This window comes from Natronococcus sp. CG52 (assembly GCF_023913515.1).
Classification (GTDB): Archaea; Halobacteriota; Halobacteria; order Halobacteriales; family Natrialbaceae; genus Natronococcus; species Natronococcus zhouii.
The window spans coordinates 3,601,717-3,615,398 of record NZ_CP099391.1 but is presented as its reverse complement, the minus strand read 5'-3'; the positions used below and the strand labels follow the sequence as shown (position 1 = coordinate 3,615,398).

The window sequence follows — 13,682 nt, the reverse complement described above, 5'->3', positions numbered from 1 at the left end:
CCTGTAACGCCTCGAGCGTCCGTTCGACGTCTCACTCGCGTTCGAGTTCGGCGAGCCGGTCGTCGATCCCTTCGGGGTGTTCCGCGTAGTACTGCTGCCGGTCGCCGGTCCGGTGTCTGATTGCCTCGTTGATCGTTTCCCGGGTGCTCGCGGGCACTCGTTCCGCCGTGCCCGGAAGTGACGTCTCCATCGGTGACCACTCAGGCTGACGCCATCTCGCGACAGCTCTCGGCACACTCCGGCAGGATCTCCGCGCAGGCCTGACAGTGGTCGTGATCGTGCTGTTCGCACTCCTCGGCGCACTCCTCGCAGAGATCCGCACAGATCGAAGCGAGTTCGCGGTGGTAGCCCGAGTTGCGGGCCATGAACCGCGCGTGCAGCGTCGTCACGTCCGCCACGTCCCGACAGAGCCGGATACAGCGGGCCATCCCCTCGCCCTCACCTGCACAGGCGTCGGCGCACCACTCGCAGACCTGTGCGGCCTCGAGGCAGTTGTCGATACACTCCTGCATGTGCTCGTCGGCGTGTTCGAGTCGTTCGAGTGCCATGTAGTCGACTATCGCCGATCGCTCCTATCAAGGTGGGCTGAGCGACTGCAAGGCGACGAGTGCAGGCGCCGAGAGCGGGTCTCGGCCGTTTCGCTCAGCGTCGCGCCTCGAGTTCCGCTTCGAGTTCCTCGAGGTCCATATCCTTCATCGAGAGCAGGACGAGGAGGTGGTAGACGATGTCGGCCGCCTCGTAGGCGATCTCGTCGCGGTCGTCGTCTTTCGCCGCGAGCACGAGTTCGGTGGTCTCCTCGCCGAGTTTCTCGAGCACCGCGTTCTCCCCCTTCTCGTGGGTGAACAGCGACGCGGTGTAGGAGTCCTCGGGCAGCGTTTCCTTGCGGTCTTCGATAACGGCGAACAGGTCGTCGAGTGTATCTTCCATCTAGAACTCACCGGAGACGTTGCGGATGGATTCGAGGTGCTCGAACTTTTCGCTGTCGTCTCGTCCGTCCTCGAAGACGTCTTCGGTGACCTCGATCGGGGCGTTCGTGCGGGCGGCGAGCGCGAGCGAGTCGCTCGGCCGCGCGTCGACGACCGTCTCGCCGCGAGGTGTCTGGAGGTGAAGGTCGGCGATGTAGGTGCCACCGCGCCCGTCCGCCTGTTGTTCGATCCCGTTGACGACGATGCGGTCGATCCGGCTGCCGAGTTCCTCCATCACGTCGAGCAGCAGGTCGTGGGTCAGCGGTCGGCCGATGTCCTCGGCCTCGAGTCCCCGCGCGATGCTGGTCGCCTCGTTGAACCCGATGAAGATGGGGACGATGTCGTTCTCCCCATCGACGGCGAGGATGACCACGGGCACCGGTCCCTGCGGGGTCCCCGCGACGCGAACCGCGTCGATAGATGCGTTCATATCCCAACCGATGCGGGCGAGGGAGAAAAACGTGTTCGGCCGCAAATGCCGGCACGGTTCGGGAATTTCGCCGCTCGTTTCCGCGGAACTCGATCGATCACTCCGTCGTCTCCTCGAGGGCCGGACCGGTCGACTCGTCGTTTTCGAAGAAAGCTAACCCGTGAATACGGCTGTCGGGGGTCAGTTCGGGGTGGAAAGCGGTGGCGACGACCGACCCGTCCCGAACCGCAACGGGACGGCCGTCCCAGCGCGCGAGGACGTCGGCCTCGCCGACGTCGTCGATGGCCGGCGCGCGGATGAACACCGCCGGATACGGCTCCTCGAGTCCCGAAATCTCGAGCGGTGCCTCGAAACTGTCCTTCTGGCGGCCGAAGGCGTTGCGCTCGATGCTCGCGTCGACGAGACCGAGTTCGTCGACCCGGTCGTCGTTCGCGTCGCTCGAGGAGACGATCAGGCCGGCACAGGTGGCGAGCAGGGGTTTCCCGGCGTCGACGTGGTCTCGGATCTCGTCGTCGATTCCCTGGTCGCGGACGAGCCGCGAGATGGTCGTCGACTCGCCGCCCGGCATCGCCAGCAGATCGCACTCGGGGACGATCTCCGACTCGCGAACTTCGCGGACTGTAACCTCTCGCCCGTGTGCCCGTGCTGCTCGTTCGATGGCCTTGGCGTGCTCTTCGACGTCGCCCTGGACGGCGACGACGCCGGCAACCAGTGTCATACCCGCCCTACGGAGAGGGTCGGCAAAAGTGCCACGTCACGGTCCGAGTGCCGGATAGATCGACAGCGACGAGGAAGAGAGCGGCCGCGACGGATGCGCCGCTGGAAGTCGATCGAGTACGTCCGTCCGCATCCGACGGCGCAACCGCTCGCGGACGGAGTCTGTGAGAGGGGTGATGCGACGCGTTACGAGACGAACGTCAGTAGCTGAACGAGGACGCCCAGCATGACGCCAGTTGCGATGACCGTCTTCGGGTCGATACGGATCGCGTTCGAGTCCTCCGAGTCGAAGTACCGGACGAGTCCGGCACTGGACATCAGCCCACCAGTGTTCTGCCCTTTATCCATATCGGCCCTAACGGCCGAGCAGAACTAAATCTTTCGTCCCGTTCTGGAGTAGTGTTCGCGCCGTATTACATTCGCCAAATCTCACACATCATCGCCGCGTTCGACGGAGAGTACTGTCCGACGGAAGCACCGGGAGTTCACCGACCGTCCGGCTCAGGTTCGAACCGGACAGCGCGCTCGAACCGGTTTCCGTCACCACTTGCGGCAATTGAAGGCCGGTGGGAAACCCTTATGCGCGACGCGTTGGAACTAGCGGTGAACCGATGACTGTCACACTGAAGGATTTCTACGCAGACTGGTGTGGCCCCTGCAAGACCCAGGACCCGATCCTCGAGGATCTCGAGGAGGACTGGGAGGGGCGCTTCGAAGTCGAGAAGGTAAACGTCGACGAACAGCAAGACGTCGCCAACGAGTACCAAGTCCGCTCGCTGCCGACGCTCATTATCGAGAACGACGACGGCGTCGCCGAGCGATTCGTCGGCGTCACCCAGCGCGAGGACCTCGAGGACGCCCTCGAGGACGCAGGCGCCTGATCGGCCACCGACTCTCGTTATCGACGTTTTCTCGGCCCGCCAAAGCGATCGCCGCGTTCGGAGATGCCGCAGCGCCACCCGAAGACCGGGCAGCTTTTTGCTCCCAGCACGTATGCGATCGGATAATGCTGATCGCGGAGTTCCGAGTCGACTCGCCGCTCTTTCGGACTGCCCTCGAGCGATCGCCCGGAGTGACGCTCTCCGTCGAGGAGCAGTACGCCACGTCCGAGGGGATCCGCGTGTTGTTCTGGGCGAGAGGGGACGAGGGCCACGACGAGTTCGCGTCGGCGCTCGAGGGGGATCCGACGGTCACCGACCCGACGAAACTCGCGGAGACACCGTCGCGTACCATGTACCGGGTGACGATCTCCGAGGCGGGGGAGACGGGCACGGCGTATCGGGTGCGGTCCGGCCTCGACGTGATCTCGGCTGACATCGCGGTAACGAGCGAGGGGTGGACGAGCCGACTCGGATTTCCCAACCGCGGGATGCTCGCGAAGTACCGGGCCGCGTTGCGGGATCGCGAACTCGAGTTTCACCTCCGGTCGCTGTACCGGCAGCGGGGACGCGAGAACGGAACTACCGCGTCGCTCACGTCGAACCAGCACGAGGCGCTGATCACCGCCTACGAGTCGGGCTACTTCGACGTTCCGCGGGGTGCCTCACAACCCGACGTCGCCGCGCAACTCGATATCGCGTCCCAGTCGCTCTCAGAACGGCTTCGACGGGGAACGAAGACGCTCGTCGAGACGACGCTGATCGACGAATAGTATTTTAATGCCTTCAGATTCAGGCAGCGATTGGATCCGTTCGTGACACCGAAGTGGGACCATGTCGGATGGTGTTGGTGAGTCTCCCGCAGCGTTAGAGATCTTACTCGTCGAAGATAACCCGGGAGACGTGCGGTTGACGAAGGAAGCGCTGCGAGCGACGTCGATCGACCACGATTTTCACGTCGTCACCGACGGCGCCGAAGCGCTCGACTTCCTCCACCGGCGGGGGGAGCACGCCGACGCGCCCAGACCGGACATCATCCTCCTCGATTTCAAACTGCCGCGGCTGAACGGGGACGAAGTCGCGGCCAAGATCGACGACACGGGAGACCTCGACCAGATCCCGCTCATCGTACTGACCGGCCACCCCGCGCGGGACGAAGTCATCGGGACCGACGACCTTCCGGTCGACGCCGCGCTCACGAAGCCGGTCGACTCCGAGGAGTTTCTCGAGACGGTTCGCTCGCTCGAACGGGTCTGAGCGCCCCTCGCGTTCTCAGTGGAACTGCACGCCGACGTCGTGGAGGTCCTCGTTGTATCGAGCGATGTTGATGACCAGCGGCGTCACGCTCTCGACCTCGGCGGCGTTGGCGAGCGGACCGACGTCGAGGGCGCGAAGCCCCTCGATTTCGTTCGCGAGGGCCACCACCGTCCGCTTGGCATCCGCGTCGTCGCCGACGACGAGCGTGTCCAACTCGAGTTCGTCGTCCAGATCCGACAGCGCGTCCGCCGCGAGGTTGTGGAAGGCGCCGACGACCGGGACCTCGTCGGGCGCGCGCTGGGCGACCAGCTGGGTGACGCTGCCGGCGCTCGGCGGATGGTAGTGCAGTCCGTCCTCGTCGCCCTGCATGCCGACGGCCGGCGTAACGAGGATCGTCTCCTCGTCGAGGACGTCTTCGACCGCCTCGACCGTGTCGCCGGCGTAGTACGGTGGGACCGAGAGGACCACGACGTCGGCGCGGTCGGCCGCCATCTCGTTGACGAACCCCTTGACGTTTGACTCGGCGCCGCGTTCCTCGAGTTCCGCCTCGTACCGCTCGACCGCGTCGCGAGCCTTCTCGGGGTCGCGAGAGCCGATGAGGACCTCGTGATCCGTATCGCGCGCGAAGCGAAGCGCGAGTCCCTGTCCGATATCGCCGGTTCCGCCGAGTAGTGCGATTCGCATACCCGTCTCTCGGGACGGTACCCGAATAAAATGGTGGGGGGTCGGCCGATCTCGCCGGGTTCTCGGTTGCGGCACTCCCGCGGCCCGGCAGCTGTCGTCCCGACCGACTCTCAGGGAGCGTCGTCTTCCTCCGGATTCATCGCCGCCCCCAGGCCGCTGCTGTACGCGTCGCGTTCCTGTACCTCCCGGATACGCTGGTCGAGTCGCTCCTCGAGGGCCCGTCGGCGCGCCTCGTCGACGTCGGCGTCGGTGCCGAGCGCCTCGAGATCCTGCCTGGCCGTCTGCAGTACCGAAACCGCCTCGTCGGCCTCGAGGTCGGTCGCGCGGTCGAGGTTCCGTTCGATGTCGTCGAGGGTCGTATCGGTCATACGTCGACGCTTCGGTCAGTAGGGTATTGAAAGCCGGCCCGGCAGACGAGCACTCGAGCGAACGGTGCTGCCAATAGCCTCGCGCTCGTGGTGCCGATATGCCGCGCCCCGCAGTCATCGCACACCGAGGCTACGCCGGCATCGCCCCCGAGAACACCGTCGCCGCGGCCGTCTCCGCGGCCGACCGCGACGGAACCGCGATGCTCGAGATCGACGTCCAGCCCGCGGCCTGCGGTGCGCCGGTCGTCTTCCACGACGAGCGACTCGAGGGAACTCGCGACGGTCGTCCCATCACCCCCGCGTCCGGCCTGGTCTGGGAAACGCCACTCGCGGATCTCGAGTCGACGGCCGTCCTCGGCACAGACGAGTCGATTCCGACGCTCGAGTCGCTGCTCGAGGCGGTTCCCGAGACGGTCGGCGTCAACGTCGAACTGAAGAATCCGGGAACGACGGACCTGCGGTTCGCCGAGTCGCTGCCGCAGGGCGCACGCGAGAAACGGCGCGAGGTGTGGTGCCCGTTCGTCGAGCGCGTCGTCGACGTCTGTGACGAGTTCGACGGTGAGATCCTCTTCTCCTCGTTCTGCGAGGGCGCCCTCGCCGCCGTCCGAGACGTCGCACCCGACTACGCCGCGGGCGCGCTCGTCTGGGACGACCTCGAGGCGGGCCTCGAGATCGCGCGCCGGTACGACTGCGAGGCGATCCACCCGCCCCGAAACGCGATCGCCGGCACGCCACTCGCGGGCGAGCCGTACTACGGACTCCCGACCGACGAGCCGGCTCTCGACATCGTCGAGATCGCCCGCGACGAGGGCCGAGCCGTCAACGTCTGGACGATCGACACCTGGTGCCAGTTCGACCAGCTCGCCGCGGCGGGCGTCGACGGGATCGTCGCCGACTATCCGGGAGTCGCGACGAACGCACCCGTCCGCTGAATCATCGCTCCCGGGACTTTCGAGCCGGCAGTCCTTCGTTCGCCGGCCCCTCGAGCACCTCCCCGTCCGGGTCGAACCGCGAGCCGTGGCAGGGACAGTCCCAGCTCTCCTCGGCGTCGTTCCACTCGACGAGACAGTACATGTGGGTGCAGACGGCCGAGACGGCGTGGACGTCGCCGTCCTCGTCGCGGGCGCAGGCGATCGGCTTCCCGCCCTCGCGGACGATCTTTCCCTCGCCGGGCTCGAGGCTCGAGCGGTCGGGTGTGAGCAACGCCCGGACCCAGTCGGTGGTGAACTCGCTCGCGGCATCGGCGTTCTCGGTGACCGTCTTGCCGAACGACGCCTTCGGCGTCAGCCGGAGCGGATCGAAGAGGTCGAGTTCGGCGGGCCGATCGCCGTCGATCGCGGCGGCGAGGAGCCGACCCGCGGCGGTGCCGTTGGTCATCCCCCAGCCGCGAAAGCCGGTGGCGACGGAGACGTTCTCGGTGCCGGCACCGGCGCGGCCGATAAAGGGTACCTTGTCGACCGGTTTGTAGTCCTGGGTCGACCACCGGTACGCGATTTCGTCGACGGGGAACCGCTCGCGAGCCCACCGCTCGAGCCGCCGGTATCGGTCGGCCGTCGAGCCTCCCTGCCCGGTCTTGTGATTCTCGCCGCCGACGAGCAGGAGTTCTTCGTCGTCATCGCGGTAAGTGCGGACCGATCGGTAGTTGTCGCCGGTGCGGTAGTACATTCCCTCCGGGGGCGCGCCGTCGAGGCGAATCCCGAGGACGTAGGAGCGCTTCGGGTGCATCCGGGCGAAGTAGCCCGCCCGGTCGAGGATCGGGAACCCGGTCGCGAGCACGACCTGGCGCGCCGTCACCGTCGCCGTCTCGGTCCGGACGCGGCAGGGCGTTCCGGACTCGAGATCGGTGACGCGGGTCTCCTCGTAGAGATTGGCCCCGTCGTCGGCCCGAAGCTCGTCCGCGATCGCGAGCAGGTACTTCCGCGGGTGGAACCACGCCTGATCGTCGAAGCGGACGGCGGCAGCGGCGCGCTCGAACGGCGGCACCGAGGTAACGTAGCTCGCCTCGAGCCCCGCGGCGCGGGCGGCGTCGGTCTCGCGCTCGATCTGGTCCGATTCGTTGCTGTAGAGGTACGACGGCTGGCGCTCGAATCCGCAGTCGATTCCTCTCTCACTGATCCGGCGTTCGACCTCGTCGATCGACGCCTCCTGGACCGAGGCGTACTGGCTCGCCTTCCGGCGGCCGAACTCCCGGCGCAGGTGGTCGTAGATCGCTCCGTGCTGGCTGGTCAGCTTCGCCGTCGTCTTCCCCGTCACGCCCGTCGCGACGCGGTCGCGCTCGAGGACCGTGACCGTCCGCCCTCGCTCGCGCAGGTTGATCGCCGTCGAGAGGCCGGCGATCCCCGCCCCGACGACGGCGACGTCGACGGTGTGGTCGGTCTCGAGCGACTCCGGTTCGGGATCGTCGTCGCGCGTACTCGCGAGCCAGACGGACGTCGGTTCGCCGGGAAGATCGCCGCCGCGGGTGGGTTCGGCCATAGAACGGAGCCGTACTACACCGAAGGCGGGCAAAAAACGAGTGGGGGGAAGATGCAGGCCCCGAGACGTTCCCGGTCCTCCAACCGCGCTCGACCGCTCGTTACTCGAGCAGCGCGGGGAGTTCGTTGACCGACTCGAGGACCGCCGCGGCGTCTTCCGCCTCGTAGGCTCGGCGCCCCTCCTCGCCGGTGAGCCCGCCGGTCAGGACGCCGATCCCGTCGTACTCACGCCGGGGATCCGCCTCGCGGGCATTGTTCGCCGTCCGCACGTCGTCCAGCGTGTCGCCGACGAAGACGACGCGCTCGGAGCCGAACCGGTCGGCGAGCGCGGTCAGCGCCCGCGGGTGGGGCTTGCCCTCCTCCCAGTCGTCCATCGTGAATCGGTGCTCGTGGGGGATCTCGCCCTCGAGACCGACGCGCTCGAGGGCGATCTCGGCCTCGGCTTCGGGGCGGCCGGTCAGGACGCCGACGTCGTAGCGCTCCAGGAGGGCGTCCCGGACGTCGGCCTCGAGGATCACCGGCTCGTCGTGGATGAAGCCGCGACTCTCGATCTCGGGTTCGCCGCCCTCGAGGCCGCGGTAGAGGTCGGCGCCGAGGTACAGTTGCTGGAAAACGTCTCGGAGCCCGTCGCGGTCCCAGCGCTCCGTCACCCGCTGGGTCGCCCGGGCGCCGATCGCCTCGCGGACGACGGTTTCGGCGGCCTCGAGGCCGCCACCCTCGGCGGCGATCGCGTCGGTGAACTCGTCGATCGACCCGCGGTACCCCTCTTCGGTCGCCAGCACGTAGAGCGCGGCGGCGTATGTCAGCTCCCAGTCGTTGTTGAACCCGCCCGCGTTCTTGAACTGCTGTATGTCTTCCTTGCGGATCGTTCGATCGTAGACGCGTTCGACGGAGTCGACGATCGCTCGACGGTAGGAGTCGGCGACGTCGACGAGCACTCCGTCGATGTCGAGGACGACGGCATCTGCGTTCATACCGACTCGAAGGTGCTCCCGGGGATAAAGGCGGTCGGATTCGGGGCAGGAGCGCCCGGGATTCAAAATAGCAGCGTCCAGACGAGATAGAGCGCCGTGACGAGCAGGCCGAGCGCGTAGAAGAAGTGCGCCCACAGCCAGGAGAGCAGGTTGACGACGTAGATCAGGGCGACGACCGGAATCCCGAGCAGGACGATCGGCGAGCGCCGCCACTCCTGTCGGGACCGGTCCCACAGCGTCTTCGCGTCGGTGGTGCTCGGAAACGCGTGCATCCCGACGGAGAGCCCGATCCAGGTGAGCACGATTCCCGCGACGATCGTCTCGATCTGGGCCGTGCCGAGACTCTCGGTCATCGATACGAGGACGCCCAGACCGAGGAACGAGCCGAACGCCACGATCGTGTTGACGAGAAACGGAGCGACGCTGATGATGACGGACTGGCGATAGCGTGCGGGATTGACGTGACGGACGTATCCGGGCGGATCGTCGAACCGGAAGTAGACGACCTCGAGCACCGGCACGCCGACGGCCCTGCAGGCGGTCGCGTGAGCGAACTCGTGGGCGACGACGCCGGGGAACGTAAAGAGATGGTACGCGTATCTGAGGAGGTACTCGATTCCCATCACCGCGAGTGCGAGCACTGCAACGAGAACCACCGCAGCGACGGCGTAGATCACGTACTCGCTGTTCATTGCTCGAGCAACTCTCGCGCACCCCACTAATACCTTCGCGTCTTACCGCGGCGCCGTGCGAGCGACGTACAGCGTCCCCTTCCGGACCGTTCGTCGCTCGACCGGAATCGCCGGCTGATCGCTACCCAGCGTCGTGAACAGGAACTCGGCGTCCGCGCGTTCGGCGACTTCGAGCGCCGGTCGGTGGAGCTCCGGCGGCAGGTTTCGGGCGTACATCGCGTCGGCGTCCGCGTAGACCTGCGGATCGGGATCGACGATATCGTCGCGAACGAACCGGACGCCTTCGGGGACGTCGCGCTGGTAGACGTCCGTCGCCGTTACGGCCACTCCCGCGTCGACGAGCGCCGCTGCCAGATCGGTTCGGCGTCCGATGCCGACCTCGACCGCCCGGTCGTACGTCGCAAGATGTGCTTCGATCGTCGCGGGATCACGGCAGGGAGTCGCCATGGCGGGACGTTTATGCCACCCGCCATCATAGCAGTTGCTATGCTCGTCGATATCGTGCCGGTCGGCAGCGTGCCCGCAGAGGTCAAGCGGGCTGCCTCCACCGCGCTGCGATCGGTCTACGACTGCGACGTTACGGTCAACGACTCGCAGTCGGTCCCGACCGGTGCGTACGACTCCGGACGGAACCAGTACTGCGCCGAGACGTTCATCCAGCTCGCCGAACGCGTCGGCCGCGGAGAGAAGAACATCGCGATCACGCCACACGACCTCTTCTACCGGCGTCGAAACTACGTCTTCGGGCTCGCGTACCTCGACGGCAGCGGCAGCGTCGTCTCCACCTACCGCCTCCAGACTTCGAGCGACGGCGGCTTCTCGAACAAGAGCTCGAGCGAGATCTTCGAGAACCGCGTTCGAAAGGAGATCGTCCACGAGATCGGCCACACCTACGGGCTCGAACACTGCGACAACAACCGCTGCGTGATGAACTTCTCTCCGACGGTTCGAGAGGTCGACATCAAAGAAGAGAACCTCTGTGGCAGCTGTCAGCGTTTATTCCACTGAATACATCGATCAGAGTTATCCGGACCATTCTCCGAACTCTCCTGCTCGGCGCGTCTCTCGGCGGCCGATGACGACGGCTCACCCGTTCGAAACGCATCCCGGAGCGTACGACGACTGATTCGACGCGAACGAGACCGCTCACCTGACGGACCAGGCCGCGATCGATCGCGTTCTTCCCGACGGATCGGCCCGCGAGCGCGCCTCGAGATCGGCGTCGGAACCGTCCGCTTCGTCGCTCCGCTCGGTATCTCCGTCGGTATCGATCTCACACTGAACCCGCTCGAGCGCGCCCGCGACCGTGGTGTCGACCCGTCCGCGGCGTCGCCGAATCGCTGCCCGTCGCCGACGATGCGCTTGATTGCGCCCCGTTCGTCACAGTCTGTTTCCTCGACGATTTCACGGCGGCGTTCGTGGAGGGTCGTCGTGCGCTCGACGACGAGAGTTCCACCGTCGCCGCGCTCGATCGCTCGAGTCCGCTCGAGCGGGGCTACCAGGGGTGTAAGGACGAGAACCGTCTCTGCGCACGCGAACTTTCTGACGGGGAAAGAACCGTGTATCGCCGTCGAAGCGGCCGAACTTTCCGCCGAGCAGCGCGTCCGGACCGTCTTCGAGGACTCGTGGAACTCGACCGCGAGTCGTTCGAAGGGGGCCCTGCCCGAGACGGCCTGTTCGTCGTCACCAGTGCGTCGCCAGCATACCGAACTGCGGGTTCGTGTGTCGCCATCGCACCGGCTGCGAACGTCGATATCGCGCCCGTTCGTGTTCGTGGTTGCGACTCTCCGGGAACACGTTTATTTCGCTTCCGAATAGAGTATCGCACATGGTAAAACAGCAACTCGAACTGGTGCTCAGTCGAGCACGGTACGCAGCTATCGGCGCCGCGATCGGCGGTGGAATCGGCGGACTGTTCAGCAGGAGCGCTGCGAGTTCCGGTGCGGCCGTCGGTGCGCTCGTCGGCTCGGCGATCGGTGAGGGCCGGCTGACCGCCCAGTCACGAATCGACGAACTGCGAGAACAGCGGGGTGACCTCCTCTCGAGACAGGAGTAACGGTTTCGCTGAGTACCGTTTTTTTAATCGCCGGTCAGGGCGCGTAGTAGTACTCGCCCTCTCGTTTTTGCTCGCGATCCAGCTGTGAGTCCGGCTTGTTGATCCGCGGACGCGACGTCCGCTTGTCCCGGCGGAACGTGACCTCGAGGTTCGCGAGGAACTCGTTCATCCCGTCGCGCATCGGCTGTGGCTGGCCGGCTCGGCCGCGAACTGCGGGCTCGCCGTCGAAGACCATCAGTCGGTCGGCGAGCAGGTCGATCATGTAGATGTCGTGGTCGATGACCATCACGGTAGCGTCCTGCTGTTCGGCGTAGCGCCGGATCGCGCTCGTCGCCTGCACCCGCTGTTCGACGTCGAGGTGTGCGGACGGCTCGTCGAGCAGGTAGAGGTCGGCGGAATCCGACAGGCAGGCCGCGATGGCGACCCGCTGGCGCTCACCGCCGGAGAGGTCCGAGAGGTTCTGCTCCATGATGCGCTCTAACTGGAGCGGCTGGGCGATCTCGGTGTTCCAGTACGAGGAGCCGAACTGGTCCGTGATCGACGAGAGGAAGGCGTCGACCCGCATGTGCTGGTCGATGGTGACGTACTGGGGCTTGTACGAGATGTCCAGATCGAGATCCGCGTCTCCCTCGTCCAGCTCGAGGTCGCCCGTCAGCAGCTTCGCGAACGTCGACTTCCCGATCCCGTTGGGACCGACGATGCCGAGCACCTCGTTCTCGCGGATCTGGCCGCCCTCGACCTCGAGGCTGAACTCGCCCTCGCCGTAGCTCTTCGTGAGGTCGGGGTAGTCGACGAGCACGTCGCCGCGCGTCGCGGACCGCGGGGCGTGTTCCTCGAACTCGATGGGATCCGGTCGGATCCGCATGTTCTCGTTGTCGAGGTAGCCCGAGAGGTACTCGTTGATCCCGTTGCGGACGGACTTCGGCGAGGTGATCACGCCGTAGGCGCCGGGCTCACCGTAGGCGACGTGCAGCGTGTCCGCGAGCAGGTCCAGGATCGCGAGGTCGTGCTCGACGACGAGCATCGACTTGTCCTCCTCCTCGGCGAGTTCCTGGATCAGCCGCGCGGCCGTCACTCGCTGCCCGATGTCGAGATACGGCGTTACCTCGTCGAGGAAGTAGAAGTCCGTATCCCTGGCCAGGGTTGCGGCGATCGCAACGCGCTGGAGCTCTCCGCCGGAGAGGTCGTCGATCGACTGCTCCATGACGGGACCGATCGAGAGCCGTTCGACCAGCGAGTCGAGCGCGCCGCGCTCGTCCGTGCGCTCGAGCAGTTCGCGCGTGTTGCCGTCGAACGTCTCGGGAATCTGGTCGACGTACTGGGGCTTCTGGGCGACGGTCACCTCGCTGTCCCGGACGTCGGCGATGTAATCCTGGAGTTCGGTTCCGCGGTAGGCCTCGAGCACGTCGTCCCAGCCGACGTCCTCGTCGTGGCGGCCGAGGTTGGGCTCGAGGTCGCCCGCGAGGATGCGGACGGCCGTCGTCTTCCCGATCCCGTTCGGTCCGAGGATACCCGTGACTTTCCCCTCCTGGGGCGCGGGGAGTCCGTAGAGGGAGAACGCGTTCTCGCCGTAGCGGTGGACGGGATCGTCCTGCAGTTCCTGCGGGAGGTTGATGATCTCGATCGCGTCGAAGGGGCACTTCTCGACGCAGATCCCACAGGTTTCGCCGAGACAGATCTCCTCGGAGATGTGCACCTGATCCGGCTGCCCCTGGGGCGTCTCGTCGCCTCGCAGGGTGATACACTCCTTTCCGGTGCGGTTCGGCGGGCAGTAGTTCTTGCACTCGTAGCTACACCGGTCCGGCTGGCACCGATCTAAGTCTACGACGGCGATGCTGTCGTCCGCCATCTTACGTCATTGCCTCCGTCGTGAGGAGGATGCCCCACACCACGAACCAGAACGAGAAGGTCATGAACGTGATGAACAGGTAGTGTTTCACGCCGAACTCGTCCTCGCCGTAGATGCTCGTAAAGTCGAAGAGGACGAATTGGGCGAGGATCGCACCCACTACGACCAACAGCGCTCGGGTGTCGGTCGCCGCCTCGGCGGCCGTCGCAGCGTCGCCGGTGATCACCGCGGAGGCGAACGCCGCGCCGACGCCGAGCAGCGCGGACAGCGCCGTCACGCTGATCGAGCGGACGTGCTCGCGCCGGTCACTAATCGATTCGGTCGACATAGGTTGAGTT

The 13,682-nt window shown here is 66.1% G+C and carries 20 protein-coding genes; 6 read left to right on the top strand and 14 right to left on the bottom strand.

What is annotated here, in order from left to right; all coding sequences use genetic code 11:
• Positions 1-31 precede the first annotated feature (31 nt).
• The 6 genes from NED97_RS18155 to NED97_RS18130 form a co-directional block, all read right to left on the bottom strand.
• Positions 32-190, bottom strand: a complete 159-nt coding sequence (locus NED97_RS18155) for a hypothetical protein (protein ID WP_252488425.1) — start codon at positions 188-190, stop codon at positions 32-34.
• 10 nt (positions 191-200) lie between these two features.
• Positions 201-548: a four-helix bundle copper-binding protein gene (locus NED97_RS18150; protein ID WP_252488424.1), complete on the bottom strand. Its 348-nt coding sequence runs from the start codon at positions 546-548 to the stop codon at positions 201-203.
• 94 nt (positions 549-642) lie between these two features.
• Positions 643-927: a phosphoribosyl-ATP diphosphatase gene (gene hisE, locus NED97_RS18145; RefSeq protein WP_252488423.1), complete on the bottom strand. Its 285-nt coding sequence runs from the start codon at positions 925-927 to the stop codon at positions 643-645.
• Positions 928-1,395, bottom strand: coding sequence for a bifunctional nuclease family protein (locus NED97_RS18140; RefSeq protein ID WP_252488422.1), 468 nt, complete (start codon positions 1,393-1,395; stop codon positions 928-930).
• Between the two features lie 97 nt (positions 1,396-1,492).
• The gene (pdxT, locus tag NED97_RS18135) at positions 1,493-2,113 is read right to left on the bottom strand and encodes a pyridoxal 5'-phosphate synthase glutaminase subunit PdxT (RefSeq protein ID WP_252488421.1); all 621 of its coding nucleotides are present in this window, start codon (positions 2,111-2,113) and stop codon (positions 1,493-1,495) included.
• Between the two features lie 185 nt (positions 2,114-2,298).
• Positions 2,299-2,460 carry a preprotein translocase subunit Sec61beta gene (locus NED97_RS18130; protein WP_252488420.1) on the bottom strand — a complete coding sequence of 54 codons (162 nt, stop codon included), beginning with the start codon at positions 2,458-2,460 and terminating at the stop codon, positions 2,299-2,301.
• 263 nt (positions 2,461-2,723) lie between these two features.
• Between NED97_RS18130 and NED97_RS18125 the strand changes: the two genes are divergently transcribed.
• The 3 genes from NED97_RS18125 to NED97_RS18115 all read left to right on the top strand — a co-directional run bounded on the left by NED97_RS18125 (position 2,724) and on the right by NED97_RS18115 (position 4,247).
• Positions 2,724-2,993 (top strand): thioredoxin family protein, encoded by a 270-nt coding sequence (locus NED97_RS18125; protein WP_252488419.1) that lies wholly within the window; start codon positions 2,724-2,726, stop codon positions 2,991-2,993.
• Positions 2,994-3,118: 125 nt separating this feature from the next.
• Positions 3,119-3,763 carry a helix-turn-helix domain-containing protein gene (locus NED97_RS18120; protein ID WP_252488418.1) on the top strand — a complete coding sequence of 215 codons (645 nt, stop codon included), beginning with the start codon at positions 3,119-3,121 and terminating at the stop codon, positions 3,761-3,763.
• 61 nt (positions 3,764-3,824) lie between these two features.
• A complete protein-coding gene (locus NED97_RS18115) occupies positions 3,825-4,247 on the top strand; it encodes a response regulator (protein WP_252488417.1) in 423 nt (140 codons plus the stop codon).
• A 15-nt stretch (positions 4,248-4,262) separates the two neighbouring features.
• Here the strand turns inward: NED97_RS18115 and npdG are convergent, their stop codons facing one another.
• Positions 4,263-4,931 carry an NADPH-dependent F420 reductase gene (gene npdG / locus NED97_RS18110; RefSeq protein ID WP_252488416.1) on the bottom strand — a complete coding sequence of 223 codons (669 nt, stop codon included), beginning with the start codon at positions 4,929-4,931 and terminating at the stop codon, positions 4,263-4,265.
• A gap of 110 nt (positions 4,932-5,041) precedes the next feature.
• Complete coding sequence (locus NED97_RS18105; protein ID WP_252488415.1) at positions 5,042-5,299, bottom strand: hypothetical protein; 258 nt, start codon at positions 5,297-5,299, stop codon at positions 5,042-5,044.
• 98 nt (positions 5,300-5,397) lie between these two features.
• On the opposite strand from NED97_RS18105, the gene NED97_RS18100 reads away from it, so the two are divergent.
• Positions 5,398-6,231: a glycerophosphodiester phosphodiesterase gene (locus tag NED97_RS18100; RefSeq protein WP_252488414.1), complete on the top strand. Its 834-nt coding sequence runs from the start codon at positions 5,398-5,400 to the stop codon at positions 6,229-6,231.
• Between the two features lies 1 nt (position 6,232).
• Here the strand turns inward: NED97_RS18100 and NED97_RS18095 are convergent, their stop codons facing one another.
• The 4 genes from NED97_RS18095 to NED97_RS18080 form a co-directional block, all read right to left on the bottom strand.
• A complete protein-coding gene (locus NED97_RS18095; protein WP_252488413.1) occupies positions 6,233-7,774 on the bottom strand; it encodes an FAD-dependent oxidoreductase in 1,542 nt (513 codons plus the stop codon).
• A gap of 100 nt (positions 7,775-7,874) precedes the next feature.
• On the bottom strand, positions 7,875-8,747 hold the full coding sequence (locus tag NED97_RS18090) for a TIGR01548 family HAD-type hydrolase (protein ID WP_252488412.1): 873 nt from the start codon (positions 8,745-8,747) through the stop codon (positions 7,875-7,877).
• Between the two features lie 62 nt (positions 8,748-8,809).
• Complete coding sequence (locus NED97_RS18085) at positions 8,810-9,439, bottom strand: metalloprotease family protein (RefSeq protein WP_252488411.1); 630 nt, start codon at positions 9,437-9,439, stop codon at positions 8,810-8,812.
• A 42-nt stretch (positions 9,440-9,481) separates the two neighbouring features.
• Positions 9,482-9,886, bottom strand: coding sequence for a UPF0146 family protein (locus NED97_RS18080; RefSeq protein WP_252488410.1), 405 nt, complete (start codon positions 9,884-9,886; stop codon positions 9,482-9,484).
• Between the two features lie 39 nt (positions 9,887-9,925).
• Here NED97_RS18080 and NED97_RS18075 point away from each other — a divergent pair, with 39 nt between their 5' ends.
• Positions 9,926-10,447, top strand: coding sequence for an archaemetzincin family Zn-dependent metalloprotease (locus tag NED97_RS18075; protein ID WP_252488409.1), 522 nt, complete (start codon positions 9,926-9,928; stop codon positions 10,445-10,447).
• Positions 10,448-11,267: 820 nt separating this feature from the next.
• The gene (locus NED97_RS18070; protein ID WP_252488408.1) at positions 11,268-11,495 is read left to right on the top strand and encodes a hypothetical protein; all 228 of its coding nucleotides are present in this window, start codon (positions 11,268-11,270) and stop codon (positions 11,493-11,495) included.
• 34 nt (positions 11,496-11,529) lie between these two features.
• On the opposite strand, the gene NED97_RS18065 is transcribed toward NED97_RS18070, so the two are convergent.
• Positions 11,530-13,344: a ribosome biogenesis/translation initiation ATPase RLI gene (locus NED97_RS18065; RefSeq protein ID WP_252488407.1), complete on the bottom strand. Its 1,815-nt coding sequence runs from the start codon at positions 13,342-13,344 to the stop codon at positions 11,530-11,532.
• 1 nt (position 13,345) lies between these two features.
• Complete coding sequence (locus tag NED97_RS18060) at positions 13,346-13,672, bottom strand: EMC6-like membrane protein (RefSeq protein WP_252488406.1); 327 nt, start codon at positions 13,670-13,672, stop codon at positions 13,346-13,348.
• Positions 13,673-13,682 lie beyond the last annotated feature (10 nt).

Coding starts and splice junctions, on each gene's coding strand:
- NED97_RS18155 (WP_252488425.1), bottom strand. CDS start 190: ATGGAGACGTCACTTCCGGGCACGGCGGAACGAGTGCCCGCGAGCACC.
- NED97_RS18150 (WP_252488424.1), bottom strand. CDS start 548: ATGGCACTCGAACGACTCGAACACGCCGACGAGCACATGCAGGAGTGT.
- hisE (WP_252488423.1), bottom strand. CDS start 927: ATGGAAGATACACTCGACGACCTGTTCGCCGTTATCGAAGACCGCAAG.
- NED97_RS18140 (WP_252488422.1), bottom strand. CDS start 1,395: ATGAACGCATCTATCGACGCGGTTCGCGTCGCGGGGACCCCGCAGGGA.
- pdxT (WP_252488421.1), bottom strand. CDS start 2,113: ATGACACTGGTTGCCGGCGTCGTCGCCGTCCAGGGCGACGTCGAAGAG.
- NED97_RS18130 (WP_252488420.1), bottom strand. CDS start 2,460: ATGGATAAAGGGCAGAACACTGGTGGGCTGATGTCCAGTGCCGGACTC.
- NED97_RS18125 (WP_252488419.1), top strand. CDS start 2,724: ATGACTGTCACACTGAAGGATTTCTACGCAGACTGGTGTGGCCCCTGC.
- NED97_RS18120 (WP_252488418.1), top strand. CDS start 3,119: ATGCTGATCGCGGAGTTCCGAGTCGACTCGCCGCTCTTTCGGACTGCC.
- NED97_RS18115 (WP_252488417.1), top strand. CDS start 3,825: ATGTCGGATGGTGTTGGTGAGTCTCCCGCAGCGTTAGAGATCTTACTC.
- npdG (WP_252488416.1), bottom strand. CDS start 4,931: ATGCGAATCGCACTACTCGGCGGAACCGGCGATATCGGACAGGGACTC.
- NED97_RS18105 (WP_252488415.1), bottom strand. CDS start 5,299: ATGACCGATACGACCCTCGACGACATCGAACGGAACCTCGACCGCGCG.
- NED97_RS18100 (WP_252488414.1), top strand. CDS start 5,398: ATGCCGCGCCCCGCAGTCATCGCACACCGAGGCTACGCCGGCATCGCC.
- NED97_RS18095 (WP_252488413.1), bottom strand. CDS start 7,774: ATGGCCGAACCCACCCGCGGCGGCGATCTTCCCGGCGAACCGACGTCC.
- NED97_RS18090 (WP_252488412.1), bottom strand. CDS start 8,747: ATGAACGCAGATGCCGTCGTCCTCGACATCGACGGAGTGCTCGTCGAC.
- NED97_RS18085 (WP_252488411.1), bottom strand. CDS start 9,439: ATGAACAGCGAGTACGTGATCTACGCCGTCGCTGCGGTGGTTCTCGTT.
- NED97_RS18080 (WP_252488410.1), bottom strand. CDS start 9,886: ATGGCGACTCCCTGCCGTGATCCCGCGACGATCGAAGCACATCTTGCG.
- NED97_RS18075 (WP_252488409.1), top strand. CDS start 9,926: ATGCTCGTCGATATCGTGCCGGTCGGCAGCGTGCCCGCAGAGGTCAAG.
- NED97_RS18070 (WP_252488408.1), top strand. CDS start 11,268: ATGGTAAAACAGCAACTCGAACTGGTGCTCAGTCGAGCACGGTACGCA.
- NED97_RS18065 (WP_252488407.1), bottom strand. CDS start 13,344: ATGGCGGACGACAGCATCGCCGTCGTAGACTTAGATCGGTGCCAGCCG.
- NED97_RS18060 (WP_252488406.1), bottom strand. CDS start 13,672: ATGTCGACCGAATCGATTAGTGACCGGCGCGAGCACGTCCGCTCGATC.